The following is a 23,381-nucleotide window of genomic DNA, read 5'->3' as shown; positions in this document are numbered from 1 at the left end:
CACAGTCGCACATTTGCATACCATCCAGCAAGTGCATAGCATCAGGTATGTAAATATTGACGAGCAAGAAAACGAGGCGGACTGCTCATGGCACTCACCGCGATCACCAACGCCCGGGTCTTCGACGGGGAGAAGACGGTCGGCGTGCAGACCGTGGTCATCGACGGCAGGAGGATCGCCCGCGTCGGTGGCGATGCCCCCCGAGGCAGCGAGATCGTCGACGGCAGCGGCGCCACACTGCTGCCGGGGCTCATCGACGCCCATGTTCACTCCGCCCCGGGTTCCCTGGCGCTCGCCCTGCGGTTCGGGGTGACGACCGAACTGGAGATGCAGGGGATGAACACCCGGGAGAACCGGGGGCTCATCAGCGACGACGACACCGTGGCCGACGTGCGCTCCGCAGGCTTCGGCATCACACCGCCCGGTGGTCACCCGAGTGAGCTGATGCCCGAGGGATTCCGGCCGAAGTGGGACCTCCCCCCGGTGATGCCCCTGATGCCGTTCTCCACCACGCCGGAGGAAGCGGCCGCCTTCGTCCCCCAACTTCTCGGCCGGGGATCCGACTTCATCAAGTTCATGATCGACGACGGCAGCGTGGAGGGACACCCTGGGCTGCCGTCGCTCGACCAGGCCACCGTGAACGCCGGTGTGGCGGAAGCCAAGAAGTACGGGGCCCTCACTGTGGCCCACGCGCTGACCCTGGAGGCCACCAGGATGGCCGCCGAAGCCGGCATCGACGGCGTCACCCACGTGTTCATGGACCAGCCGCATACCGCCGAGATCATCAGCCTCATCAAGGACGCGGGCATGTTCGTCATTCCCTGCATCAGCCTCAATGCCTCGATGATGGGGATCACCGGCAGTGGACTCGCCGACGATCCCCGGGTCGCCGCACGCCTGGACAGCACGTGGGACCGGACCCTGCGCTCCAGCTACAACCGCTACCCGCAGGGCAAGCTCGACGACGTGTACGACACCGTGCGCGCTCTGGACGCCGCCGGTGTCGACGTGCTGGCCGGCACCGACGTCTCCATGCCCGAGACGTTCTTCGGGGGCCTGGCGCACGGAGCGAGCCTGCACCACGAACTGCAATACCTCGTGGCAGCCGGCCTGACGCCCGCACGGGCCTTGCGCGCGGCCACAACGACCACAGCCCGCCGCTTCCATCTCAGCGACCGGGGCCGCATCGCCGAGGGACTCCGCGCCGACCTTCTGCTGGTCGACGGCGACCCGACCAGCAACATCAGCGACACTCTCAACACCCGCGCCATCTGGCGCCGCGGCACCCGCCTGGCGGAATGACCACAGTCCATCATCATGCGGTATCCCGACGGGGGCGACCTGACGCCAGGAGGTGTTCGTGGCGGCCCCGGCACAACGGGGCGGGGGTGCCGTCGCCCTCGGTCGCCCGATCTCGTACAGGGTCATGGTGGTCCCGCAGCGCCCTCCCGGCCAACAGCGGCCGCAGAGCGCGACCGCTTCGGTCGCGTACGGGTCACGGTAGGCGGCGTGGTCACTGACATCGAACGGGACCGTCTTCGCCACAGCCTCGGGGACCGTGTCCTTGCGGCTGCGCGTCGAGATGGTCGACGGCGCGCTCTGCGTGGCCGCGCTGGGTGTAGGGGCCGATCCGCGGTAAGAGCTGCCCGAAGAACTCGGCCTTCAGGCACCGGGCAACGTGCACGGCGTGGTTGGCCGGCGGCATCCCGACGTCGTCGGGGAGGTGCAGGCCCGCTGCGGCCTGGTTGAGTGCGCGGTAGCGGCCACGACGGGGTCCGTCGCGCAGTCCTGGACGTGGCCGCGGGGCAGGACCAGGAGGTGCCCGTCGGCGCAGCCACCGCTGCGGGGCACGATCGCGAGCGCGTCGACCCACTCGTGGACGATCGTCACCGGGAGGCACCGTGATGGATGATCGCGCAGAAAGGGCAGTCGGACCGTGGGGGTTCGCGAATGGGGGGGAGCCGGCGGCCGGTTGATGTGGTGGTGGGTGACCTGGACGCGGGCGCCGGTCTCCTGCGTGCAGCGGCCGATGGTGTCGGCGATGCCGGGTGCGCTTCTTCTGGATTGACGGATTCCTGATGCCGTTTCGGCCCGCATGGGTGATCATCGGCTCACCTGAAGTTCGATCACGGAGGCGTACATTCATGAGACCGACGCGTGCCGCTCTGCTCGTCGTGGCCACCGCCCTGACACCAGCCCTCCTCTTCACCGCCCCGGCGTTTGCCAGCGGTTCGGCGGCCCCGACCACCACCACTACCGTGGCGACCACGTCCGGCACACCGGTGGACGAGATGTCGGAGGACGAACTGCGTGCCGCGATCGCCGTCATCCTGGCCGACGAGGGCAGCGGTCAGGGGGTCATCCGAGAGGCCGATGAGGCCCTCAACGGGACCATGGATGACATGCGGACCTTCTTGAAGACCGGCTATCGGCTGGCCCAGGCCGAGGACGACCGGGTCGCCATCGCCGGTATCCTCCACGTGGCAACACAGAGCCAAGACAAGCGGGTCATTGAGGAGGCCAACAAGCTCCTCGACAGCGACTCTCCGGAGGAGATGCGCGCCTGGCTGGAGACTGGCTATCGGCTGGCCCAGGCCGAGGACGACGCCGTCTACATAGTTCGCATGCTCACGGACCCGAACATCAGCGATGCCCTCCGCGCCGCTGTCAACGCAGCCCTCGACGACGGCTCCCCAGAGACCCTGCGCTACTTCCGTGAGGTGGGACAGTACGAGGTGGACGGCTAGGCCAAGCGGGGGCGCTGCCACCCGGCGCGTTCTGCGGTAATCCGGTCAATGACTCGGTGGCGGCCGTACCAGCAGTTCACCAGGAGCCGGACCGGGCGGCCGTGCGCAGCGGCGCGTAACGCGGTGAGTTCGCGGACGGCGTCGTTGATGATGCGGGCCGCGCCCGGCGTCGCCAGAACGTAGTCGCGCACGCCTGCGTCCCTTTCCGGTCCGGCGGGCGCCGAAGGCGCCGATGTACAGGTCAGGGTCGTCACGGGGTCTCCAAGTTCACCAGGCCGTAGGCGGATCGTGCACGAAACCGCACCGTCCACGAAGGCGACCCCGTTCCTCGCGCCCGCCCTCATGCGCACCCTCATCGAGCGCACCTACACGACCCCGCCCCCATCGCCCGCACCCCCGGGCGCCGCCGACGCGCTCAGCACCCGCGAACAGGAGACCCTCGGCCGCCTCGGGCGCGGCCTGGGCAACCGGGCCATCGCCGCCGAACTCCACGTCGCCGAGACCACGGTCCGCGCCTACGTCTCCCGGCTGCTGACCAAACCCGGCCTGGAGAACCGCGCCCAGGCCACCCTGTACGCCCACCGGGCGGGACACCGCGCTCCCTGACGGATGCCAGAGCTGTTTGGCCAGGAAGTCGCGGCTGATGCCCGTGGGCGCGCAGCGCACTTCGCCCAGGCGGCGCCAACCGTTCCACTCGTAGAAGCCAAGGGCCTGGAAGCTGACGGTGTACAGGACGGCGGTCGTCCTCGGCCCGGCGCAGAATCCGGCTGCCGAGCCCGGCGCCGCCGGGCTCACAGGCCAGGACGGCGAGGGGACGTCGGTCGTCCATGCCCGTGGCGTCGAGGTTGAAGCGGTCCAGCGTGTCCGAGATCGCCGCCACGTCAGCGGGTCCTGGGGGTCGATGAGGACGAGTTCCACCGCCCCCGACGATCAGCGACGGCGGTCGCGGTGGCACGGCTGCTCGCGGACGGCACCCGGGCCGACATGTCCCTGACCCTCCTCGACCGCCGGCCCGGAACGGCACGGGAGCTGGGCCGAGGAACGGCACGGCCGCCACCGGTATCTGCCGCCGGCCGACCCAATGTGGTGATCCTGACCGCCCTCCGTCGATCGCTCGGCCACCTCGCGGGAATCCTCGGTCTGGCCGCGCCGGACGCGATGCTGGAGTCATGGCCTGATCACCTGGGAACCGGATCCGCGGCTCACCCCGGCCGGCGCGGCCTTGACCGAGCACCGACCCCACTGGGCAGGCCCGCCGAAGCCGCGCGCTGCCCCCGGGCTCTGGACGCGCCAAAGAGGCGAACCCTCATGAAGAGTGACCATCTCGGTCGGAGTGAGCGACGCCACCGGCGGCCGTTCCGGTGGGGTGCTCTTCCCATTTCCCGGCGATAGCCCCCGTCAGGGGGTTGGCGTTGCGGGCTCGCGTCCCTAACGTACGAGTAGAACATGAGTCTGGCTCACATTTAAGGATCGACGCGATGATCATGGTTCAACCTCCGCGCCGCAGGCTCAGATCCCTCACGGTGGTCTTACTGCTCCTGTCCGCGATGGCTCTGGCACTCGGCCCGACGCCCAGTTCCGCGGCGGAGTCCAACTGGTGGGATCCGACCGCGCGGCCCACACCCGAGGCTCAGATCAACGTCACGGGCGAGCCCTTCAAGGGCACTGACGCCCAGGGGCACGTACGGGGCTTCGTCGACGCCCACGACCACATCATGTCCAACGAGGGCTTCGGCGGCCGGCTGATCTGCGGCAAGCCGTTCTCGGAGCAGGGCGTCACCGACGCGCTCAAGGACTGCCCCGAGCACTACCCCGACGGCTCGCTCGCCATCTTCGACATGATCACCAAGGGCGGCGACGGCAAGCACGACCCCAACGGGTGGCCCACCTTCAAGGACTGGCCCGCCCACGACTCGCTGACCCACCAGCAGAACTACTACGCCTGGATCGAGCGGGCATGGCGCGGCGGCCAGCGGGTACTGGTCAACGACCTGGTCACCAACGGCGTGATCTGCTCGGTCTACTTCTTCAAGGACCGCGGCTGTGACGAGATGACCGCCATTCGTCTCGAGGCGAAGAAGACATACGACATGCAGGCCTTCATCGACAAGATGTACGGCGGCCCGGGCAAGGGCTGGTTCCGGATCGTCACCGACAGCGCGCAGGCCCGAAAGGTCATCGAGCAGGGCAAGCTGGCCGTCGTCCTGGGCGTCGAGACCTCGGAGCCGTTCGGCTGCAAGCAGATCCTGGACAAGGCGCAGTGCAGCGAGGAGGACATCGACCGCGGCCTGGACGAGCTGTACAAGCTGGGCGTGCGCAGCATGTTCCTGTGCCACAAGTTCGACAACGCCCTGTGCGGGGTGCGCTTCGACTCCGGCACCCTCGGTACGGCCATCAACGTCGGCCAGTTCCTGTCGACCGGCACCTTCTGGAAGACGGAGACCTGCCGCGGCCCACAGCACGACAACCCCATCGGCAACGCGGTAGCACCGGAGGCGGAGAAGCGGCTCCCGAAGGGGGTGTCCGTCCCCACGTACACCTCGGGCGCGCAGTGCAACACCCGCGGGCTGACCGACCTGGGAGCGTACGCGGTGCGCGGCATGATGAAACGCAAGATGATGCTGGAAGTCGACCACATGAGCGTCAAGGCCGCGGATCAAGCCTTCGACATCCTCGAGTCCGAGTCGTACCCGGGCGTCATCTCCTCGCATAGCTGGATGGACCTGGGCTGGACCGAACGGCTCTACAAGCTCGGCGGGTTCGCCGCTCAGTACATGAGCGGCTCCGAGGCGTTCAGCGCGGAGGCCAAACGCACGGACGCGCTGCGCGAGAAGTACAAGGTCGGCTACGGCTACGGCACCGACATGAACGGTGTCGGCGGCTGGCCGGGCCCGCGGGGCGGGGACACCCCGAACCCGGTGAAGTACCCCTTCCGCAGCACGGACGGCGGCTCGGTGACCGACAAGCAGACCACCGGCGAGCGCACGTGGGACTTCAACACCGACGGCGCCGCGCACTACGGCATGGTCCCGGACTGGATCGAGGACATCCGGATCGTCGGCGGCCAGGGAGTCGTGGATGCCCTCTTCGCGGGCGCCGAGTCCTACCTCCGCACCTGGGGGAACACCGAGAAGCACAAGTCCGGGGAGAACCTGGCCTCGGGCGCGGCCGCCTCGGCATCCTCGTCGGAGTGGTGGAACCCGGCCGTCAGCTTCGCACCCGGCAAGGCCGTGGACGGCGACATCGGCACCCGCTGGGCCAGCGAGTGGAACAACGACCAATGGCTACGGGGCGACCTCGGATCCGCGAAGCCGGTCAAGCGCGTCACCCTCGACTGGCAGGCGGCGTACGCGAAGTCGTACCGCGTCGAGCTGTCGGCAGACGGTACGAACTGGAAGACGGTGTGGTCCACGGCCGCCGGTGACGGCGGCCTGGACACGGCGCGTATCGCCGAAACTCAGGCGCGCTACGTACGAATCAAGGGGCTGGAGCGCGGCACCCAGTGGGGCTACTCACTGCGCGAGGTCGGCGTCTACGCCAACTGAGGCACCGGTGAGGCGGTGCCCGGGGCCGGGGCCGGCCGGATCAGCTCTCCTGATCCGGCCGACCCCGGCTGACTTTCCGGCGCGTTCGCCGACCGAGCCACGCGGAGCGCATGGAACCACACGCCGCGAATTTCGATAGCCCCTGTCAGGGGCTTGGCGTTGCGGGCTCGCTTGCCTAACGCGAGCGCTGGGCCGTCCTCACCGCGGGCGTGCCGGTGGACGTCCTGCGGTTCGACTCCGCCGCCTGGACGCTACCCGCCCGCGACGACTACCGGGTCAGCCATGTGATGAGGGAATGGGGCCGAGAGTTCCTGCTCCAGCACGACCGGGTGCCCGTCGGGGAGACCGTGTTCACCAGCCGCCTCGGCATCACAGGACAGCGCTCCGGACCCTGGCTGATGCTCGACGCGCAGGACGCCGCCGAGGAGCACGGCGAGGTCTGGAACGCGGCCCCGGCCTGGAGCGGCAGCCGCCGGATCACCCTGCGCCGCGCCCCCTACGGCCGTGCCTCCTGGACGGGCGGGTTCGGACACGAGGGGCTGGTCTGGAAGCTGGGCGCCGGCGAGCGTCTGGAGACCCCTGTCTTCACCAGGCTGTATGCCCCCCAACGGCTTCGGCGGCACCAGCCGCCGCTGGCATGCCTACGTCGAACGTCAGGTGCTTCCTGCCCGTCCTGCCGAACGCCCTTTGATCTTCAACTCGTGGGAGGCGACCGAGTTCGACATCAGCGAGAAGCAGCAGACCGAGCTGGCCGCGGGTCTCGGCGTCGAGGTCTTCGTCGTGGACGACGCCTGGTTCGGCGCCCGCACCAGCGACGTGGCCGGGCTCGGCGACTGGTGACCCAACCCCGACCGGTTCCCGAACGGTCTGGACCCGCTCGGCCCCGATGCCCGCTACCGGGATGAGGCCACCGGCGCCGTCCACGAGGACGCCGTCCTGCTCAGCCACGGTCTCCCGCCGCTGCTGTCCTTCGACTGGACGAGCGAGCTCGTCCACCTCAAGCGAGTGCCTCGATGAGCCTCGCCCCTCAACGGCCCGAGGCCCTCGCCGAGCCTGTCCGCAAGGTCGGCCCTGGCTGGGTCGCCCTGTACCTCCTGGCCAACGTCGGGATGTTCATCCCGATGCGGGCGCCGACCACGTTCCTGATGCCCGAGCAGATCGCCCAGATCGACCCGGCGGGAAAAGTCGGCAGTTACGCCTGGGTCAGCATGATGGGCGCGATCTCGGGAATCGTCCTCGCGCCGCTGGCCGGCGCCCTCAGCGACCGCACTACCAGCCGGTTCGGCCGCCGCCGGCCGTGGCTGATCGTGGGCTCGCTGGTACGCACGGCTGCACTGGTCTGCATCGGCATCCAGACGACGGTCGCCGGGGTCGCGATCGGCTCTCTCGTGCTGTTCGCCGCCTTCATGATCATCGGTGCCGGACTCTTCCACGTGGTGCCCGACCGGGTCCCGGTCGGGCAGCGCGGTGTGGTGCTGGGCTGGGCTGGGCTGGGCTGGGCTGGGCTGGGCCATGGTCCCGCAGGCCGGCGGCATGATCGCGGGCGGGCTACTGCTCGGGCTGGTCGCGGGCTTCTCACCGAGGTGCTCCCTGCCTCGGCGGACCGCGGCAAGGACATGGCCCTGGCCAACCTGATGACTTCCCTGCCGTACGTCCTGGTTCCCCCGATTGCCTCGGTCGTGCTCGGCAGCCCGGGGGGCTACCCGGACGGCGGCATCCTCCGGTAGATCCAGGGCATCACTCGACGTGACCTGCAACAGCGCCGAGCGGCCTCAGCCATTCGCGCCTCCGGCCGCGAAGCACGCCTTGACCACAACTAGTCGCCGGTCACCGGAGTCGATCGTTCAGATAGCTGTTGAGGACTCGTTTGCACTCAGCGATCAGATGGGAGTCGCCCTGCGGATCGGCACGGAAGGCGAGTTTCAGCACACTGTCCGCGCACTCCAGGGCCACCCGCACGGCGATCTCAAGTTCGGCGTCGTCCTGGCCACCGGTCAGGGAGGCGGTCAGCCAGCGCAGCCGTCCGGCGACCGCGGTGTTGTTGTCCAGGGTCGGCTCCAGGATGTGGTCCTGTCCCGCCGCGCCGAAGTCGACCACGCCGAACCCGGTGATCGTCCGGCGCATGGTGACGAACTCATCGACTGTGACGTCCACGATGCCCGAGATACCTTCGGGCTCCTCGCGCTCCAGCCGGTCGGCGACCCGCTCCAGGAAGGACTCCAGATTGCGGGCGGCAAGCGCACCGATCAACCCCTCCCTGTCGGAGAAGAACTGGTAAAGGGTGCCGATGGGCACCTCGGCTCTGCGGGCCACCTCCTTGGTGGTCAGCGCGGCATAGCCGGCCTCGTCCAGGAGTTCGGCGCAGGCGTCCAGCAGCCGTTCGAAGCGTTCTGCGCTGCGCTTTTGGACTGGCAGTCGGCGCAGCGTCCCTGCGGGGCGATCTTGATTCACGCTTCCATCATCCCATCGAACAGGCTAATATGAGCCATGCTCATGTTTCAGGAGGTTAGACGTGACACTGGACCACCTCCCCGCGGACTTCATCTGGGGCGCCTCGACGGCGTCCTATCAGATCGAGGGCGCCACCAAGGAGGACGGCCGCGGACCGTCGGTATGGGACACCTTCACCGCCCGGCCCGGCACAGTCCGCGACGGGCACACCGGTGACGTGGCCTGCGACCACTACCACCGGTACGAGGAGGACATCGCGCTGATGGCCGAGGCGGGTCTCACCGGCTACCGCTTCTCCATCGCCTGGCCGCGGATCCAGCCGACCGGCACAGGCGAGGCCAACCTTCGGGGCCTGGACTTCTATGACCGGCTGGTCGACGGCTTGCTCGCACGCGGCATCGAACCTGTCCCGACACTGTTCCACTGGGACCTCCCACAGGGCCTCGAGGACGCCGACGGCTGGCTGAACCGCAACACCGCGCACCGCTTCGCCGAGTACGCCGCCATCATGGCCGACAGGCTGGGCGACCGTGTCCAGAAGTGGATCACACTCAACGAGCCGTTCATCCACATGGTCTGGGGCTACGGTCTTGGCACCCACGCACCGGGCCGCACCCTGTTCCTGGACTGCCTGCCGGTCGCCCACCACCAGTTGCTCGGCCATGGCCTGGCGCTGAGAGAGCTGCGGGCGCGCGGCCTCCAGGTGATGATCGCCAACAACTGCACCCCGGTCTGGCCCGCCTCGGACGCCCCCGCCGACCGCGCCGCCGCGCGAGCCTATGACAACCTGCACAACCGCCTGTTCAACGACCCGATCCTCACGGGCGCCTACCCCGACCTGTCGGATTTCGGCGCGGACACGACCCTCGGCGGCTCCGTCCGTGACGGCGATCTCGAACTGATCTCGGCCCCCCTGAGCGCGCTCGGCATCAACTACTACAACCCGACCCGGATCCAGGCGCCGGCGTCCGAGGGGCTGCCGTTCGAAGAGGCCCCCATCGAGGGCTACCGCCGCACCGCCTTCGACTGGCCCGTCGTCCCCGACGGCCTACGGGAACTGCTCGTCGGCCTCAAGGAGCGATACCCGGCACTCCCGCCGGTCTACATCACGGAGAACGGCTGCTCGGTCGAGGACGTCGTCAACGCGGACGGCACCGTCCTCGACCTCGACCGCATCGACTACCTGGACACCCATCTCCAGGCCGTCGACGCCTCCGTGGCCCAGGGCGTGGACGTACGCGGCTACTTCACCTGGACGCTGATGGACAACTTCGAATGGGCCGAGGGCTTCCACCAGCGCTTCGGTCTCGTCCACGTCGACCACGACACCCAGGTCCGCACCCCGAAGGCGTCCTTCGCGTGGTACCGCGACCTCATCCGCGCTCAGCTCGGTTGAGCCGCCCACCGCGCTCGCGCGGATCCCGCACACGCTCCGCCGGCCCGCCGGCTGGTCCCGTGAACTGTCCGCCCGCGAGGTCGTCACGGCGTAACTGGAGCGCATGCGTCGGCCCGATCCGATAATCAACGCGATGGTCACCTTCACCGCCGACCAGGCACTCAAGGTCGAAGCAAGAACCGGTCCAGCCGGTGCTCGGCCGTAGGCCCAGCCTGCCCAGCTCGGTTCGGGATTGGGCCGAGGTGTACCCGCTTCCGCGGTCGCTGTGAACAATGCAGCCAGATTGCAGGCCGTCGCATCCGTGGGCCATCCGCAGCGCCTCGACGACGAGGTCGACATGGTGGTGGTCGGTCATCGCATAACCGACCACCTCTCCGGTGGCCAGGCCCAGCCAGCGGGCCAGATACAACCACCCTTCGGCGGTGGGCAGATAGGTGATGTCCCCGACCAGGCGGGTGCCTGGCCGGTCGGCGGTGAAATCGCGGCCGATCAGATCGGGGGCCGGCCGCGCCTGCCGGTCCGCGCCCGCTCGCCGCTGCTCGGCTCCCTGGTGATTCGCAGCATCGCCGGCCTGTCCGAACAGACTCGCCGCGGCCTGCTCGGCGAGTTGCCGCGGCACACGACCAGCTCTCCGTGGCGATGGCGGCCGAACGGTGGTGACCGGGGCTTCAGTTCGGGCCCGGCCAGGTGCCGGCACGCGCCTGGTGCTGGACGCGCCTGGTGCTACGCGCTTTCGGCCGGCGTCATCGCGTGCCGACCCAGCGCAGGGTGGCCGCATCGAGCCGCTTCGTGGCGTCGTCGCTGGCGGGCTCGTCATCCTGGTCCGCGGCCCAGATGATGATGCCGTCCGGCCGTACGAGCAGGCTCGGCAGCTCCGTGTCGGCGGCGGAGTCGGCGACATAGGCGATCCGCTCGCTGAGATGCTGCACCGCGTCGGCGAACCGGCCGTCGTGCGTGCGGTCGACGAGGACGAAGCGACCGTCGTGGGCGAAGTCGGCGAGTCGGCGGCCGGAGGTCAGGACGACGTCGCCGACGGTGGTTCCGACGGGCGCGGTGGCGTCGTCCGCGACGTCGTAGTGCTGCATGATGCCCGAGGACACGGCGAGCATCTTGTTCGTCGCGCCCGGCACGGTGAACAGCTCGTCGCCGACGACCCTGCGTAGCTGCTTGGTGCGCTCGTCCCCGCGCATGAGGGCGACCTGGGCGCGCGTCCAGTCGAGCACCCAATCGGCGATCGGGGAGCGCTCCGTGTCGTAGGTGTCCAGCAGTCCGGCCGGTGCCCAGCCCTGGATTGTCGCGGCGAGCTTCCACCCGAGGTTCACGGCGTCCCCGAAGCCGAGGTTGAGGCCCTGTGCCCTGAACGGCGAGTGCACGTGGGCGGCATCGCCGGCGAAGAGCACCCGGCCATGGCGGTAGTGCTTCACCCGGCGGGCGTTGTCCGACCAGCGGGTCGCACGGCCGTGTATCGCGCTCAGGGTCACTTTGGTCTGGATGACGTCGCGCACCACTTCCTGCAGCTCTTCCAGGGTGACGGGAGCGTCGCGGTCCTCGGGCTGGGGGCCGAAGCGTGCGACGAGGATCCGGCCGGGGATGGGGCCGTAGGCGTAAACGCCGCGGGGCGTCCAGTTCCACCCGTGGCTCAGACCGGTCGTGTCGTCGAAGTCAGCGATGCACTGATAGCCGACCAGCTCGGGGTCGGTGCCGATGAAGTCGATGCCGAGCTGCTTGCGGATGGGGCTGCGCCCGCCGTCGGCCGCCACGACCCAGCCGGCGGTCAGCTCGCCCGCGTCCGTCTCGACGACGACGTCGGCATCGGCATCGGCATCGGCATCGGCATCGGCATCGGCGAGGAGATCGCCGCCGGTGCTGCGCACGCCCTTGACGGCGATGCCTCGGCGAACGTCGACGCCGAGTTGGGCACAGCGGTCGGCGAGCAGCAGCTCAAGGTCGTACTGGGGCACCGCGACACCGCCCGCCACCGCCGTGTGGGAGGCCAGCACCGGGTCCTCCTGGTCGACCAGGTCATTGCGGAACATGATTCCCGCGAAGTGCCCCATCACCGGGAAGCGCGGGGACGTCTGCTCGAACCTGGAGGAGCCCGGTGGGTCCGGCTCCCACAACGATCACATCGGTCCGCTGCATGGCGCACCCCTTAGACTGCGTCTGTGGGTTAACTCGGTATCTTTACCAAGTAATCTTACCGAGTAAATATAACGCGAGAGGTGGGTCATGCCGAACCGAGGAGACCGGGGTGGTGCGAAGACGCGGGCGCGGATCGCGGCCGTCGCAACGGAGCTGTTCTTGGAGCGCGGCTTTGATGACGTCACGATCGCCCAGGTCGCGGCTGCGGCCAGCGTCTCGAAGGTGACGGTGTTCTCGCACTTCGAGCGCAAGGAAGACCTCCTGCTGGATCGGCTTCCCGACGCGGTCGAGCTCCTGCGCTCCGCAATCCGTGAGCGCGCCGAGTGCGTCGGCCCCGTGGAGGCGTTCCGGACCCTCGCCCTCACCCTCGTGGACCAGCGGCACGCACTGTCCGGACTGAGTGACGGAGTCGAGCCGTTCCTCCGTACGGTTGCGGGCTCCCCCGCGCTCATCGCACGGCTCCGCACGTTCGAACACGAGGCGGAAGAGGCCCTGACGGAGGACCTGCGGAACGACGCGCGCTTCACCGGCGACCCGGCTCTCGTCGCGGCGCTGCTGATCGCCGCCTACCGCACGGTCGCCGTGACAACAGCTCAGCGCCGACTCGCCAGGTGTGACCTCGCCGAGACCATCTCCGTGCATCGTGAGCGTCTGAACCATGCCTTCGACGCCGTCGAGCACGGCGTCTTTGCCGACCATCGCGCGGCACCGAGCCCGTAGCGGGAAAGGCACGCCTACGAGCCGTCCCACGGGACACGTCGATTCCGGCGTCCCGTCAGAACTGACGGCGACGCAGCAACCTGGTCCGGAACCTCTTGGCTTTGGCGCTGCGGTGAGTCAGGGAGGCGCCGAGCAGTCGAATCATCGTGATCATGGTGTTACGGGACAATGCCACCGGGGCCCAAGGGCGTCCGGGACAACGAGGGCCGACTACACCTCGCCTGTGGCGAACAGCTCGAGGACGGCGAGCCGGCCACTTGCCTGTGTGCGTGGCCGGCTCGTGGCATCAATGCGGCGTCATCATGCCTGCTGCTGATCACTTCGCCTGGGCGAGCCAGACCGCGTCGGGACCGGCCGGGAATCGCATCTGGCCGGTCATGTCGTGCACGGCTCGCCACACCGTCTCGGCAACGTCGCTCTCCTTGGTGAACACGTCCTGGCCCGTGAAGTCATCCATGGCCTTCTTCGCGAACGCTACGTAGGGCGCCGGGACGAGCGCGTCCAGCGACCCGCCGTTCGTTGCCCTGGCTGCGAAGTTCGTCGTCACGCAGGCGCCCGGCTCGACCGTCTTCGCCTGCACACCGAACGGCGCGAGTTCCAGCGCGAGGGATGCGGTGAACCCCTCGATGGCCATCTTGCTCGCCTTGTAGACGGCCGAGAGCGGCATGTGCCCCAGTACCACGCTGGAGGTCACGTTGACCACCACGCCGGAGCCACGCTCGCGGAACTGGGGCAGCACCGCCTGCGTCGTCGCCATCACGCCGAACGTGTTGGTCTCGAAAACCTCCCGCACTCGGGCCATGGAGGTGCCCTCGAACACGCTGATCGAGGGCACCCCCGCGTTGTTGACCAGGACATCGATGGCGCCCTCGGCCTCGAACGCGGCGGTGATGCTCTCGGGCCTGGTCACGTCGAGCTCGACGACGCGGAGCCGGTCCGACTCAGGAAGGACGCCCGGACGCGGCGTCCGCATCGTTGCGATGACGTTCCACCCCTGCGAGTGGAAGTAGAGGGCGGTCTCCCGCCCGTACCCGGATGAGGTACCAGTGATCAGAACCGTCTTCATGTCGTGCCCCTTGCGATGTGGTGGGATCCATACGGGCGGACAGGCATTTCCCTGCTCCGCGGAAGAACCGGTGATCCCATTGAATCGCTTTGACCTGCGGAGATAGTAGAACTATCCTCGCTGCTCCTTGCACGATCCTCCTGTGCGGCCCACCCAGTTCAGGGCAGGACACCTGTCGGCGCACACACGGCCTGACGCAGGCGGGCGGCGTCCTGGCCAGGTGGTGCGCCGAACTGGCGGCGGTACTCCCGGCTGAACTGCGACGGGTTGTCGTAGCCGACGCGGTGGCCGACTCCGGCGACGTCTCCGGGGTGGGTGGCGAGCAGCAGCCGGGCCTCTTGGAGCCGGATCTGCTTCTGGAACTGGATGGGGCTCATCGCGGTCACCGCTTGGAAGTTGCGGTAGAAGGCGGAGACGCTCATGCCGGACACGCGTGCCACGTCCTCGACCCGGAAGGGCTGCGCGTAGTGCTCGCGGATCCAGCGCACGGCCCGGGAGACGTGGTTGAGGCTGCTGTCGGCCAGGCCGAGCTGGCGGACCGTCGCACCCTGCTCGCCGGTGATCAGACGCCACAGGATCTCGCGCTTGACCAGCGGGGCCAGTACGGCCCGGTCGCGGGGCTCGTCGAGCAGGCGCAGCAGCCGGACCACCGCGTCCAGCAGCACCGCCGGAGCGTCACTGACGGCGATCCCCGACGGCGCGCCCCCGCTGCTGCGGGGGGTGTCTCCGGGCCCGGCCTCGAGCAACAGCTCGGCAACGGCGGACGGTTCCAGGACGAGACCGAACCCCAGCGCCGGCTGCTTGGGGTCGGCCTGGGTGAACTGCCCTGTGACCGGCAGATCGACGGATGCGACCAGGTACTGCCCGGGCCCGTACTCGAACACCCTCTCACCCAGGGCAAGGCGTTTGGCGCCCTGCGCGATGACCGCCAGGAGCGTGCCGGACATCGAGGGCGCCGGCGGATCAGGGCGGTCGACCTTCGAGATGAGGACGCCGTCGACGGCGGTGGTCCAGTCGGGCCGCGCATGGCGGGCCAGCAGGGTGCGGAGTTCTTCGAGGTACATGCGTCCATTGCAGCACCATTCCGCGCCACAGTTCCCATAGTCGCGAGGATCGTGCAAGTACGGACGAGTATCGGTCTAACATTTCCGCAGGTCAACCCGGTTGAATGGAATCACCGCGCTCCATCACCGAAGAGAAGGAATCCATGATCGACAACTACGGCTTCAACGCCACCCTGACCGCCAGGCCCGGAATGGGCGACCAGCTCGTCGACCTGCTGCTGACCGGACTGAACGAGGGCAGCCCCGGCGCGAGCGAACACTGCCTCGTCTACCTCGTCTCCCGCTCCGCGTCCGACCCCGACGTCGTCCACGTCACCGAAGGCTGGACCAGCGAGGAGGACCACCACCGCATCTTCGCCGGCGAGACCGCCCAGGCCATCGTGGCGCAGATCGACCCGCTGCTCGCCAAGGACTCCGAGTACACCGACTACGTCCCGGTCCGCGGCAAAGCCGCCTTCTGATCCGCCGAACACCCCACACCCCGGCCCCTGCCGCCTCGGTGCCCGCCGAGGTCGGCCCCCCTCCTCGCCCGACCGTCCCGCCACCGCCCACGAAAGGCAACGACCATGACCACAGCACGCCCCGCCCTCGACCCCGAACTGCATGAACTCTTGGCCGACATGCCGCTGATGTCCCAGCTCAGCCCGGAAGTGCTGGCGCAGGTACGCCCCTTCTCCTCGATGCCCGTCGAACCCCTCCTCGAAGGCCGCGCGATCGACCGGCGCGAGGTCACCGTTTCGAGTCCGGACGGCACCCCGATCCCCTTGTCCGTCTTCAGCCCCGCGAACACCGATCACACCACCGCCGCACCCTGCGTCTACTGGATGCACGGCGGCGGGATGGTCATGGGCGACCGCTTCTCTCAGATCGACATCCCGCTGGAGTGGCTCGACGAGTTCGGCGCCGTCGTGGTCTCCGTCGACTACCGGCTCGCGCCCGAGGCCACCGGCATCATCCCGGTCGACGACTGCTACCAGGGACTGCTCTGGATCGCCGACCACGCCGCCGAACTGGGCATCGACCCCGCCCGGATCATCGTCGCAGGCGCCAGCGCGGGCGGCGGCCTAGCCGCCGGCGTCACCCTGCTGGCCCGCGACCTCGGCACCCCGACGATCGCCGCCCAAGTCCTGATCGGCCCCATGCTCGACCACCGCAACACCACCACCTCCAGCCTCCAGTACTCGAACGGGCCCGGCGTCTGGACCCGCGAGATGAACGGATTCGGATGGCGCTGCCTCCTCGGCGACCTCACCGACGACGAGGTACCCGCATACGTCTCACCCGCCCTGGCCGACGACCTCGCGGGCCTGCCGACCACCTACATCGACACCGGCTCCGCCGAAGTCTTCCGCGACGAGGACACCGATTACGCCACCCGCATCTGGGCGGCCGGCGGCCAGGCCGAACTCCACGTCTGGGCAGGCGGCTTCCACGGATTCGACGCCCTGTACCCGCAGGCACACATCTCGGCTACGGCCCGCCGAACCCGCACCGACTGGCTCGCCCGAGTCCTGCCCACGAACCCCGCCGCATAACGCCACCGAAAACCTGATGATGCAGTGTGCACGAGCTTGGCGCCTAACGTCGCGGGTCACTCGACCTGCTGAGATCCCGGGGAACAGGCGGCACGTGACGCGGCCGTTCTCCACGCTTCGAGATGTCGAGTAACGAAGCACGAGAGAACGGCGGCTGTGCATGAGTCTCCCCGTCGTCGGGTCCGCAGGCGAGGCATGGAGCGTCTTGTCCCGCTTTCGGGTCGAGTTTTACGACTGTCTCTACGCCCGCACGGACACGCTCTTCGAGCTCACCGACGCGGTCTTGTGCGCGGACGGGCCGGTGAAGACCCTGGTCGAGCTCTGTCCGGCGGTCGAGCACCGACGAGGGCGCGGGGCCCTGTATGCCGCTTTGGACCGGGGCCGGCTGGAGCCGACGCGGTTGCGCCGCGCGCTGACCGGCCTGCCGCTGCCGAGGGCAGCCGACGGCCGGATCGTGCCGGCAGTGGACGTCGGCAACTGGCTCCGCTCTGATGCCCCGACCAGCGAGGACCGGCTGTTTGGCCACGTCTACGGGCGCGGCGACAGCAGCTCGGACCAGTTCGTGCCCGGTTGGCCCTACTCCTTCGTCACCGCCCTGGAGACAGGCCGCACCTCCTGGACCGCGCTGCTGGACGCGGTACCCTGGGGTCGGCGGACGACGCGACCACCCTCACCGCTGCCCAACTGCGGGACTTGGTAACGAGGTTGGTGCAGGCCCGGCAGTGGCAGGCGGGAGACCCGGAGATCTGGATCGTGACGGACTCCGGCTACTACGTCGCCTATCTCTTCCACGCCTGGCGGACCTGCCGGTCGTGCTGGTCGTGCTGGTCGGCCGGCTGCGCTCGGACCGGCGACCTGGCTGACGATCTGGACGGATCTCGGACGTGCGCCCCGCACGATCGATGCCTACGCCCGCGGGCCGGCCGAGTACCTGCTGATGTGTGAAAGGGAAGCCGTCGACGCGGTCACACGCGGGCGGCACCGCGCCGCACGACACACGGTCCGAGCGAGGAACCGACCCCTGAGTAGTACATCGGTCAAGTCCCTCCCGGCCGAGCCGTCGCACAGCAGACCGGCCGGGCCGATGGGGGCGCTCGTCACCTGGGCTTCGCGGTGTCCTCGCACTATGCCGAGCTGATGTCACCGCCGACTGGGCGAACTTCCCATCCGCGGCGCCCTCCAGCCCGTCGAGGAACCTCGCCGTGACGCATGACCTCCCACCCAGGGGGTGTGAGCCCTCGCCGGCACAGTGGCTTGGGGCCAGCGGGCAAGCGGGCGGCAGGATGCTCGGTCGCCGATCGCTTACGGCTTGGTACGCGAGGGCCAGGGATCTCTGTGGGATGAGATGGGCCCTGGCGGTCCTGCGAGACTGCCAACAGGACTGAAGCCGGGCCCGGGTGCCCTGCCAAACCGATCAACGACCTCGACATCGTGGTGTCCGAGGAGGCTGCCCGCTGCCGGTGGTTCCTCGGGCGGGCGGCCCGTCCATGCCGAGCTGGTCTTCCATCCCGGCGACGATGCCTCCGACGAGCAGAGGGGCGGCCTCCTCAATACCGAGAGGCTGCCCAACGGGACCACGGTGGAGTACCGGGTCACCATCGACCGGGCCGGCGGCGGCAAGCGGATCACCAATGCCGCCACCGCCTCGTACGAGAAATGGCCCGGAGCGTCCCCGAGTCCTTGGCGGTCACGTCCAACGACGAGGTCACGCAGGTCCTGCCCGCCGCCGACCTGACCGGGGTCACCGTGGCCGACGCGACCACCGTCACCGTCGGCCAGACCGTGACCTACCGCGTCGCGGCCCGCGACCGCGGCCCGAACCAGTCGACCGGAGTCACCCTCACCGACCGCCTCCCGGACAACCTCGCCCTTTCTGCCGGCCCGAGCCACGCCCGGCTCCCGCAACCTTGCCAATCGCCGTCTGGGCCCAGCCGGCCCCCTCCTGCGCCCCCCGCTTCACCTGGCAAGAGCCTCGGGCCCGCGCTCCGTGGCCGATCGACGGCAGGCCGTGCGCCCTCGCCTCGCCTTCGGCACGGCACGCCCGGGTAAGGAGACGTCCGGAGGCGAGGTCCCCGATGCGGCCGTCAACCGTGTCGTCCGCCCAGGTGCCGGTGCAGGAATCGATCGGCGGCTCGGTACATCTCGATCTGGTTGTCCGGGTTCAGGAATCCGTGCCCTTCGTCATCCTTGACCATGTACTCGACATCGACCCCCCGCTCCCGCAGCGCGGCGACGATGTTGTCCGACTCGGCCTTCACGACGCGGGGGTCGTTGGCGCCTTGCACCACCATCAACGGTGCCTTGATGTGTTCCACCCGGGTGATCGGTGAGCGGGCCAGCATGTCGGCCTCCTGCTCGGGATCGGCGGGGTCGCCGACGTAGCGGTACCAGTTGGCGACCAGCCCGGGTTGGAGGAACGGGGGCATCGAGCGCATGACGTTCGCCAGGTTCGAGATGCCGACGTAGTCGATGGCGGCCGCGAAGCGGTCCGGGGTGAACGCGACGCCGACGAGCGCGGCGTAGCCGCCGTAGGAACCGCCGAAGATCCCGATCCGGTCGGGGTCGGCATAGCCCTGGGCGACCGCCCAGTCGACGGCGTCCAGCAAATCGTTCTGCATCGCGCCGGCGAACTCCCCGATCGCGGCCTGCATATGGGCCTTGCCGTAGCCAACGGAGCCGCGGAAGTTGACCTGGAGCACCGCATAGCCGCGGTTGGCCAGGAGCTGTGCCTCGGGGTCGAATCCCCAACCGTTCCGGAACCACGGGCCACCGTGGACCAGCAGCACCATCGGCAGCGCGAACGGCTCGATCCCCACCGGCAGCGTCAGGTACGACGGCAGGGCCAGCCCGTCCCGCGCGGTGATCGTCACCGGCTTCATGGGGGCCATCGCGTCCGGGTCGAGGTGCGGACGGGAGCGGAACAGCAGCCGGCTCTCGCCGGTGGTGTGGTCGTAGTAGTAGGTGACCTCGGGGTTGCGGTCGTCGACAAAGTTCGCGACCCACCGCTGCCCGCTGTCGTCGGACGACAACGCGTCGATGTCCCCGTCGGAGAGTGTCCGCAGATTCCGCAGTACCGCGGCGAATTCCGGGTCCACCGGGCGGATCTCTTGTCGTTCTCCGAGGTAGCACACGCCGAGTAGCGCGCCGGTACGCGGGTTACGGATCAGCGGCGACGACAGACCGGCGACGGCGCGGCGAGCTCCGTCGAGGTCCAGGGTCGGGTGGCTGTCGACCTCGGTCTCCACTCCGGTGGTCAGGTCGACCCGGACCAGGCGAGTGAGATCGGTGCCTTGCATGGAACCGATCCAGACACCGGCTCCGTCGGCGGCCATCTCGAAGGGCTGGATACCCATCGGGTAGTCGGCGCCGTTGAAGGTGGTGATCAGCTCGAGTTCGCCCGCTGTCGTGTTCCAGCGCGACAGCGCCATGTCGCCTTCCGCGGTGAGGGTGCGGGCGAACAGCTCGCCGTCGGCACCCCACATCCAGTCGTACACATGGCCCGGGTTCTCGGCGAGAACGGTGAGTTCACCGGTCGCGATGTCGATCTCCGCCAGGTCGAACTCCTCGAGCTTCCTGGCGTTGAGCTGCACGATCGCCTTGCCGGGACGTTCGATGGGCAGGTTCACATCCAGGACCTTTATCCCGGGGAAGGGCGTGAGGTCGACCACGGGGGCGTCCGGATCGTCGAGGTCGACCCGGTGGACGTGCCAATTCTCGTCGCCGCCGGTGTCCTGGGTGTAGAGCAGCCAGCGTGGGTCGTCGGTCCAGTAGTACGTGCTCACACTGCGGACGTCGTCAGCGGTCACGCAGCGTGCGTCGGTGTCGCTGTCGACGCCGCTCACCCACACGTTGAGCCGGTTCTTCCATGGCGCGAGGTAGGCGATCCGGGTTCCGTCCGGTGAAATCGTGGCCGTGGTGCGCTCGGGTGGGCCGAAGAGCGCTTCGACCGTGATCAGTTCTGGCAGTGCCATGGAACTTCCTTTCCACGCGACCGCGTACGGCCGTCCTGGTCGGGGGTTGGCTGAACGTACTGCGGGGCGGGGCGGGTGCCGAATCCGGCGGTGGGTGACGCCGCACCGAGGTGTCCGGGCTCCGCCGGTGAACCGCACCGCGCCGCGCGGGGTGTGCAAACGGCCGAGACCCGGAGCCCGGTGTCTCTCAGCGCGTACACCTGGCGCGTTCCGTACGGTGGTGGTGCCGCACGGCGCGGGTGGTGATGCCGACGATGCCGACAAGCGCTCCGGTTCGCATGGGACCAGTAGAAACGTTGTCGTTACGACAAGGTCAAGCTGGAGCGTTGCTGCCGCAATGGTGCTCTACACAGCGACAACAAGTCCGCGCCAAGCTCCACCGCGGAGCGTGGTTGCAGCACTGAGACGCCCTGGAAGCGCCACGGAAGCCGGTGTCCGGAGTTCCTGAAACCGGCCTTCCCGCTGGACGTGAAGGCCGACCGCTAGGGCCAATGCCGTTGCATTACGGGCCTGCGGGTTCGGGTCTTGTGATGAGGATGGCTTACGTGCCGGTGCGGGTCGGTTGCGGCCAGAGACGGTGTTCAGCCCGTTTGAGCTGGTAACTGGACATCTTGCGTTTCACGGCTCGGGACTGGCTGCCCAGGCGCCTGGCGGGCAGGAGTCGTTCCAAAAGGTCCTGCTCGAGCATCACCAAGGCCCTGACCAGCAGGTCAGGGGGAAAAGCTGCCCGGTGTAACGGTCACGCCGCGCCTGGCAGAGCGCAGGGTCTCGGTGCAGGAGACCCGATCGGGGTCCAGAACACGGGTGGCGGCCGTTCTCAGCATGAGCTCGCGCAGGGCGTGGTGGACCAGCAGGTGTGCCCAGATCTGCTGACGGACACCATCAGGGGTCTTGCTGCTCAGTACGACACGGGCGCCGCGCTGATGGGTCTTGACCTCGGCGGTTTCATGTTCACCACGTCGTCCACCGTCAGCACGGTGGATCAGATGATCCACGGAATCTGGAACTGAGGCACACCACCTGCCACCAGCAGCTTTATGCGGGCGGCAGGGACAGAGCGAACGCGCGCCCCCCGCGGCCCGCTTGAGCCGTGTGCCGCGACGAGCGGCATGCACGGTTCTGAGGGGGCCGGAGCCTCGCAAGGGGCTCCGGCTACCCGACCGTGGTGATCGACGCCCAGGGCGAGCGCCTGCTGTCGCGGCGTGTCCTGAACGATGAGAGCGCACTACTGGAGCTGATCGGCGATGTACTCGCACTCTCCGAGGACGCGCTGTGGGCGGTCGACATCAACCACGGCGGCGCCGCCTTGCTGATCGGCCTGCTGCTCAGCCACGACCAGCCGATGGTCCATCTCACCGGCCTCGCCGTTCACCAGGCATCAGCCGCCTACCGGGGCCAGGGGAAGACCGACGCCAAGGACGCCTTCGTCATCGCCGACCAGGCCCGCATGTGCAAGGACCTCGGTGCACTCCGGCCGGGCGACAAGATAGCCGTCGGCCTAAAGATCCTGGTCAGGCGTCGCACCGACCTCGTCAACGACCGCACCCGCCAGATCAACCGGCTTCGGGAACAACTCCTGGAAATCTGTCCGCCGCTGGAGCGCGCGCTGAGCCTGATCAACAAGGGGCCGATCCTGCTGCTGACCGGTTATCAAACTCCAGCCGCCATCCGCCGCAGCGGTGCCAAGCGCATCAAGACCTGGCTGAAGAATCGCAAGGTCAGAGGCGCTTCGTCGATCGCGCGGGCCGCCGTCGAAGCAGCTCAAGCTCAGCACACCGCGCTGCCCGGCGAGAAGTTGGCCGCCTCGATGGTGGCCCGCCTCGATGGTGGCCCGCCTCGCGAAGGGGGTGATGGCCCTCGAAGAGGAGATCGCAGAGCTCGACACCCTCATCGAGGCCCGGTTTCACGAGCACCGACATGCCGAGGTGATCCGAAGCCTGCCCGGCATGGGCGCCATGCCCGGGGCTACCTTCATCGCCGCCACCGGCGGAGACATGGAAGCCTTCGGCACCCCGGACCGGCCGGCGGCCTTCGCTGGCCTGTCACCGGTGCCACGCGACTCCGGCCGCGTTAGTGGCAACATGCGCCGACCACGCCGCTATCACCGCGGCCTTCTGAGGGCCTTCTACCTCTCCTCCATGGCCAGCCTGCGATCGTGTCCCGCTTCGCGGGCGTACTACGAACGCAAGCGCGCCAAGGGCAAAGGACACAAGCAGGCCGTGCTGTCTCTTGCCCGGCGCAGAGCCAATGTTCTGTGGGCCATGATCCGCGACGGAGCGTGCTATCAAGCGGCACCACCAGTCACAATCGCTGCTTGACTTCTTGATTGGAAAGTCGTTTGACCTCCGACCGCTTTGGTGAGGGATTCCGGCGTTGCTCGCAGGGCGTGCAACCATCGCTGGCAGACGGCAAGGGTGACGGGTTCGAACAGCTCGGGGGTCGAGACTTCGACGAGGAACTGGGTCAGCAGGTCCTGGTGTCTTTCGTCGATGTCCACTCGCTCCTCGAAGTGCACCGCTTGGGCCCAGTCGATGAGCTCGCCGGGACTGGCGAGTCCAGTGGTGACCCTCTCCAGGGCGGCTGCGGCGTGATCACGACGGAGGGTAATGATCGCTGTCGGGTCGTCGTGCCGGGCGGCTTCGATGAGCTCGGAAAGCTCACCTTTCCAGTGCACGAGGTCTTCAAGAGGTTGGTGTCCGCTCGCATCCACGGTGCCATCCTGCTTGACGGCTCCGGCATCGGAC

The 23,381-nt window shown here is 68.6% G+C and carries 20 protein-coding genes and 4 pseudogenes; 16 read left to right on the top strand and 8 right to left on the bottom strand.

Translation table 11 applies throughout. The features are described 5' to 3' along the window. Window positions 1–87: 87 nt before the first annotated feature. Complete coding sequence (locus ACK1X7_RS46505; protein WP_385154602.1) at window positions 88–1,302, top strand: amidohydrolase family protein; 1,215 nt, start codon at window positions 88–90, stop codon at window positions 1,300–1,302. 842 nt (window positions 1,303–2,144) lie between these two features. Continuing rightward, window positions 2,145–2,747, top strand: coding sequence for an ALF repeat-containing protein (locus tag ACK1X7_RS46500; RefSeq protein ID WP_413116737.1), 603 nt, complete (start codon window positions 2,145–2,147; stop codon window positions 2,745–2,747). Here the strand turns inward: ACK1X7_RS46500 and ACK1X7_RS46495 are convergent. Beyond that, entirely contained in the window at window positions 2,744–3,001 is a 258-nt protein-coding gene (locus ACK1X7_RS46495; protein WP_385154593.1) for a hypothetical protein, read from the bottom strand. The genes ACK1X7_RS46500 and ACK1X7_RS46495 overlap by 4 nt on opposite strands. 34 nt (window positions 3,002–3,035) lie before the next feature. Here ACK1X7_RS46495 and ACK1X7_RS46490 point away from each other — a divergent pair, with 34 nt between their 5' ends. The 5 genes and pseudogenes from ACK1X7_RS46490 to ACK1X7_RS46470 all read left to right on the top strand — a co-directional run bounded on the left by ACK1X7_RS46490 (window position 3,036) and on the right by ACK1X7_RS46470 (window position 8,019). After that, window positions 3,036–3,353, top strand: a complete 318-nt coding sequence (locus ACK1X7_RS46490; protein WP_385154590.1) for a response regulator transcription factor — start codon at window positions 3,036–3,038, stop codon at window positions 3,351–3,353. Window positions 3,354–4,225: 872 nt separating this feature from the next. Further along, window positions 4,226–6,292: a discoidin domain-containing protein gene (locus ACK1X7_RS46485; RefSeq protein ID WP_413116736.1), complete on the top strand. Its 2,067-nt coding sequence runs from the start codon at window positions 4,226–4,228 to the stop codon at window positions 6,290–6,292. Window positions 6,293–6,501: 209 nt separating this feature from the next. Beyond that, window positions 6,502–6,786: pseudogene (locus tag ACK1X7_RS46480) on the top strand (glycoside hydrolase family 36 N-terminal domain-containing protein); the annotation flags it as partial. A 103-nt stretch (window positions 6,787–6,889) separates the two neighbouring features. After that, the gene (locus ACK1X7_RS46475; RefSeq protein WP_390792348.1) at window positions 6,890–7,132 is read left to right on the top strand and encodes an alpha-galactosidase; all 243 of its coding nucleotides are present in this window, start codon (window positions 6,890–6,892) and stop codon (window positions 7,130–7,132) included. Window positions 7,133–7,305: 173 nt separating this feature from the next. Continuing rightward, window positions 7,306–8,019, top strand: a complete 714-nt coding sequence (locus tag ACK1X7_RS46470; protein ID WP_413116735.1) for an MFS transporter — start codon at window positions 7,306–7,308, stop codon at window positions 8,017–8,019. A 100-nt stretch (window positions 8,020–8,119) separates the two neighbouring features. On the opposite strand, the gene ACK1X7_RS46465 is transcribed toward ACK1X7_RS46470, so the two are convergent. Further along, window positions 8,120–8,743, bottom strand: coding sequence for a TetR/AcrR family transcriptional regulator (locus tag ACK1X7_RS46465; protein ID WP_119994144.1), 624 nt, complete (start codon window positions 8,741–8,743; stop codon window positions 8,120–8,122). 61 nt (window positions 8,744–8,804) lie between these two features. Here ACK1X7_RS46465 and ACK1X7_RS46460 point away from each other — a divergent pair, with 61 nt between their 5' ends. Next, window positions 8,805–10,139: a GH1 family beta-glucosidase gene (locus ACK1X7_RS46460; RefSeq protein ID WP_390792344.1), complete on the top strand. Its 1,335-nt coding sequence runs from the start codon at window positions 8,805–8,807 to the stop codon at window positions 10,137–10,139. Here the strand turns inward: ACK1X7_RS46460 and ACK1X7_RS46455 are convergent. Both ACK1X7_RS46455 and ACK1X7_RS46450 read right to left on the bottom strand, forming a co-directional pair. After that, window positions 10,117–10,758 (bottom strand): DDE-type integrase/transposase/recombinase, encoded by a 642-nt coding sequence (locus ACK1X7_RS46455; protein ID WP_413116734.1) that lies wholly within the window; start codon window positions 10,756–10,758, stop codon window positions 10,117–10,119. The genes ACK1X7_RS46460 and ACK1X7_RS46455 overlap by 23 nt on opposite strands. Before the next feature lie 124 nt (window positions 10,759–10,882). Then, a complete protein-coding gene (locus ACK1X7_RS46450) occupies window positions 10,883–12,175 on the bottom strand; it encodes an FAD-dependent monooxygenase (protein WP_413116733.1) in 1,293 nt (430 codons plus the stop codon). A gap of 193 nt (window positions 12,176–12,368) precedes the next feature. Here ACK1X7_RS46450 and ACK1X7_RS46445 point away from each other — a divergent pair, with 193 nt between their 5' ends. Then, window positions 12,369–13,001: a TetR/AcrR family transcriptional regulator gene (locus tag ACK1X7_RS46445; RefSeq protein ID WP_413116732.1), complete on the top strand. Its 633-nt coding sequence runs from the start codon at window positions 12,369–12,371 to the stop codon at window positions 12,999–13,001. Between the two features lie 316 nt (window positions 13,002–13,317). Here ACK1X7_RS46445 and ACK1X7_RS46440 read toward each other — a convergent pair whose 3' ends face one another. Both ACK1X7_RS46440 and ACK1X7_RS46435 read right to left on the bottom strand, forming a co-directional pair. Beyond that, window positions 13,318–14,067: an SDR family oxidoreductase gene (locus ACK1X7_RS46440; protein ID WP_390792340.1), complete on the bottom strand. Its 750-nt coding sequence runs from the start codon at window positions 14,065–14,067 to the stop codon at window positions 13,318–13,320. A gap of 158 nt (window positions 14,068–14,225) precedes the next feature. Beyond that, window positions 14,226–15,131 (bottom strand): AraC family transcriptional regulator, encoded by a 906-nt coding sequence (locus ACK1X7_RS46435; RefSeq protein WP_413116731.1) that lies wholly within the window; start codon window positions 15,129–15,131, stop codon window positions 14,226–14,228. 143 nt (window positions 15,132–15,274) lie between these two features. Between ACK1X7_RS46435 and ACK1X7_RS46430 the strand changes: the two genes are divergently transcribed. From ACK1X7_RS46430 to ACK1X7_RS46415, 4 genes and pseudogenes are all read left to right on the top strand, one after another. Further along, window positions 15,275–15,592 (top strand): putative quinol monooxygenase, encoded by a 318-nt coding sequence (locus tag ACK1X7_RS46430; protein ID WP_385155908.1) that lies wholly within the window; start codon window positions 15,275–15,277, stop codon window positions 15,590–15,592. A gap of 105 nt (window positions 15,593–15,697) precedes the next feature. Further along, window positions 15,698–16,666: an alpha/beta hydrolase gene (locus tag ACK1X7_RS46425; protein WP_385155911.1), complete on the top strand. Its 969-nt coding sequence runs from the start codon at window positions 15,698–15,700 to the stop codon at window positions 16,664–16,666. 160 nt (window positions 16,667–16,826) lie between these two features. Further along, window positions 16,827–17,517: pseudogene (locus ACK1X7_RS46420) on the top strand (transposase); the annotation flags it as partial. Window positions 17,518–18,322: 805 nt separating this feature from the next. Next, window positions 18,323–18,715: a hypothetical protein gene (locus tag ACK1X7_RS46415; RefSeq protein WP_385155914.1), complete on the top strand. Its 393-nt coding sequence runs from the start codon at window positions 18,323–18,325 to the stop codon at window positions 18,713–18,715. A gap of 35 nt (window positions 18,716–18,750) precedes the next feature. On the opposite strand, the gene ACK1X7_RS46410 is transcribed toward ACK1X7_RS46415, so the two are convergent. Next, window positions 18,751–20,637 (bottom strand): S9 family peptidase, encoded by a 1,887-nt coding sequence (locus ACK1X7_RS46410; RefSeq protein WP_390792337.1) that lies wholly within the window; start codon window positions 20,635–20,637, stop codon window positions 18,751–18,753. Between the two features lie 839 nt (window positions 20,638–21,476). On the opposite strand from ACK1X7_RS46410, the gene ACK1X7_RS46405 reads away from it, so the two are divergent. The 3 genes and pseudogenes from ACK1X7_RS46405 (at window position 21,477) to ACK1X7_RS46395 (ending at window position 22,955) form a co-directional block, all read left to right on the top strand. Further along, complete coding sequence (locus tag ACK1X7_RS46405; protein WP_390792336.1) at window positions 21,477–21,647, top strand: hypothetical protein; 171 nt, start codon at window positions 21,477–21,479, stop codon at window positions 21,645–21,647. Continuing rightward, window positions 21,623–21,724, top strand: a pseudogene (locus ACK1X7_RS46400) (hypothetical protein); the annotation flags it as partial. The gene ACK1X7_RS46405 and the pseudogene ACK1X7_RS46400, both read left to right, overlap by 25 nt. 75 nt (window positions 21,725–21,799) lie before the next feature. Then, window positions 21,800–22,955, top strand: a pseudogene (locus tag ACK1X7_RS46395) (IS110 family transposase). Here the strand turns inward: ACK1X7_RS46395 and ACK1X7_RS46390 are convergent. Beyond that, window positions 22,922–23,347: a hypothetical protein gene (locus ACK1X7_RS46390; RefSeq protein WP_385155923.1), complete on the bottom strand. Its 426-nt coding sequence runs from the start codon at window positions 23,345–23,347 to the stop codon at window positions 22,922–22,924. The pseudogene ACK1X7_RS46395 and the gene ACK1X7_RS46390 overlap by 34 nt on opposite strands. Window positions 23,348–23,381: the final 34 nt, after the last annotated feature.

It is taken from the genome of Streptomyces sp. CY-1, assembly GCF_047218265.1.
In the GTDB taxonomy this organism is placed as follows: Bacteria; Actinomycetota; Actinomycetes; order Streptomycetales; family Streptomycetaceae; genus Streptomyces; species Streptomyces niphimycinicus.
This window is presented reverse-complemented; position numbering and strand designations above follow the sequence as displayed.

Excerpts from the sequence above, each read along its gene's own strand:
- ACK1X7_RS46470 (WP_413116735.1), top strand. The coding sequence starts at position 7,306 with ATGAGCCTCGCCCCTCAACGGCCCGAGGCCCTCGCCGAGCCTGTCCGC.
- ACK1X7_RS46430 (WP_385155908.1), top strand. The coding sequence starts at position 15,275 with ATGATCGACAACTACGGCTTCAACGCCACCCTGACCGCCAGGCCCGGA.
- ACK1X7_RS46415 (WP_385155914.1), top strand. The coding sequence starts at position 18,323 with ATGGCCCGGAGCGTCCCCGAGTCCTTGGCGGTCACGTCCAACGACGAG.
- ACK1X7_RS46500 (WP_413116737.1), top strand. The coding sequence starts at position 2,145 with ATGAGACCGACGCGTGCCGCTCTGCTCGTCGTGGCCACCGCCCTGACA.
- ACK1X7_RS46425 (WP_385155911.1), top strand. The coding sequence starts at position 15,698 with ATGACCACAGCACGCCCCGCCCTCGACCCCGAACTGCATGAACTCTTG.
- ACK1X7_RS46505 (WP_385154602.1), top strand. The coding sequence starts at position 88 with ATGGCACTCACCGCGATCACCAACGCCCGGGTCTTCGACGGGGAGAAG.
- ACK1X7_RS46440 (WP_390792340.1), bottom strand. The coding sequence starts at position 14,067 with ATGAAGACGGTTCTGATCACTGGTACCTCATCCGGGTACGGGCGGGAG.
- ACK1X7_RS46445 (WP_413116732.1), top strand. The coding sequence starts at position 12,369 with ATGCCGAACCGAGGAGACCGGGGTGGTGCGAAGACGCGGGCGCGGATC.
- ACK1X7_RS46475 (WP_390792348.1), top strand. The coding sequence starts at position 6,890 with ATGCCCCCCAACGGCTTCGGCGGCACCAGCCGCCGCTGGCATGCCTAC.
- ACK1X7_RS46435 (WP_413116731.1), bottom strand. The coding sequence starts at position 15,131 with ATGTACCTCGAAGAACTCCGCACCCTGCTGGCCCGCCATGCGCGGCCC.
- ACK1X7_RS46410 (WP_390792337.1), bottom strand. The coding sequence starts at position 20,637 with ATGGCACTGCCAGAACTGATCACGGTCGAAGCGCTCTTCGGCCCACCC.
- ACK1X7_RS46485 (WP_413116736.1), top strand. The coding sequence starts at position 4,226 with ATGATCATGGTTCAACCTCCGCGCCGCAGGCTCAGATCCCTCACGGTG.
- ACK1X7_RS46450 (WP_413116733.1), bottom strand. The coding sequence starts at position 12,175 with ATGTTCCGCAATGACCTGGTCGACCAGGAGGACCCGGTGCTGGCCTCC.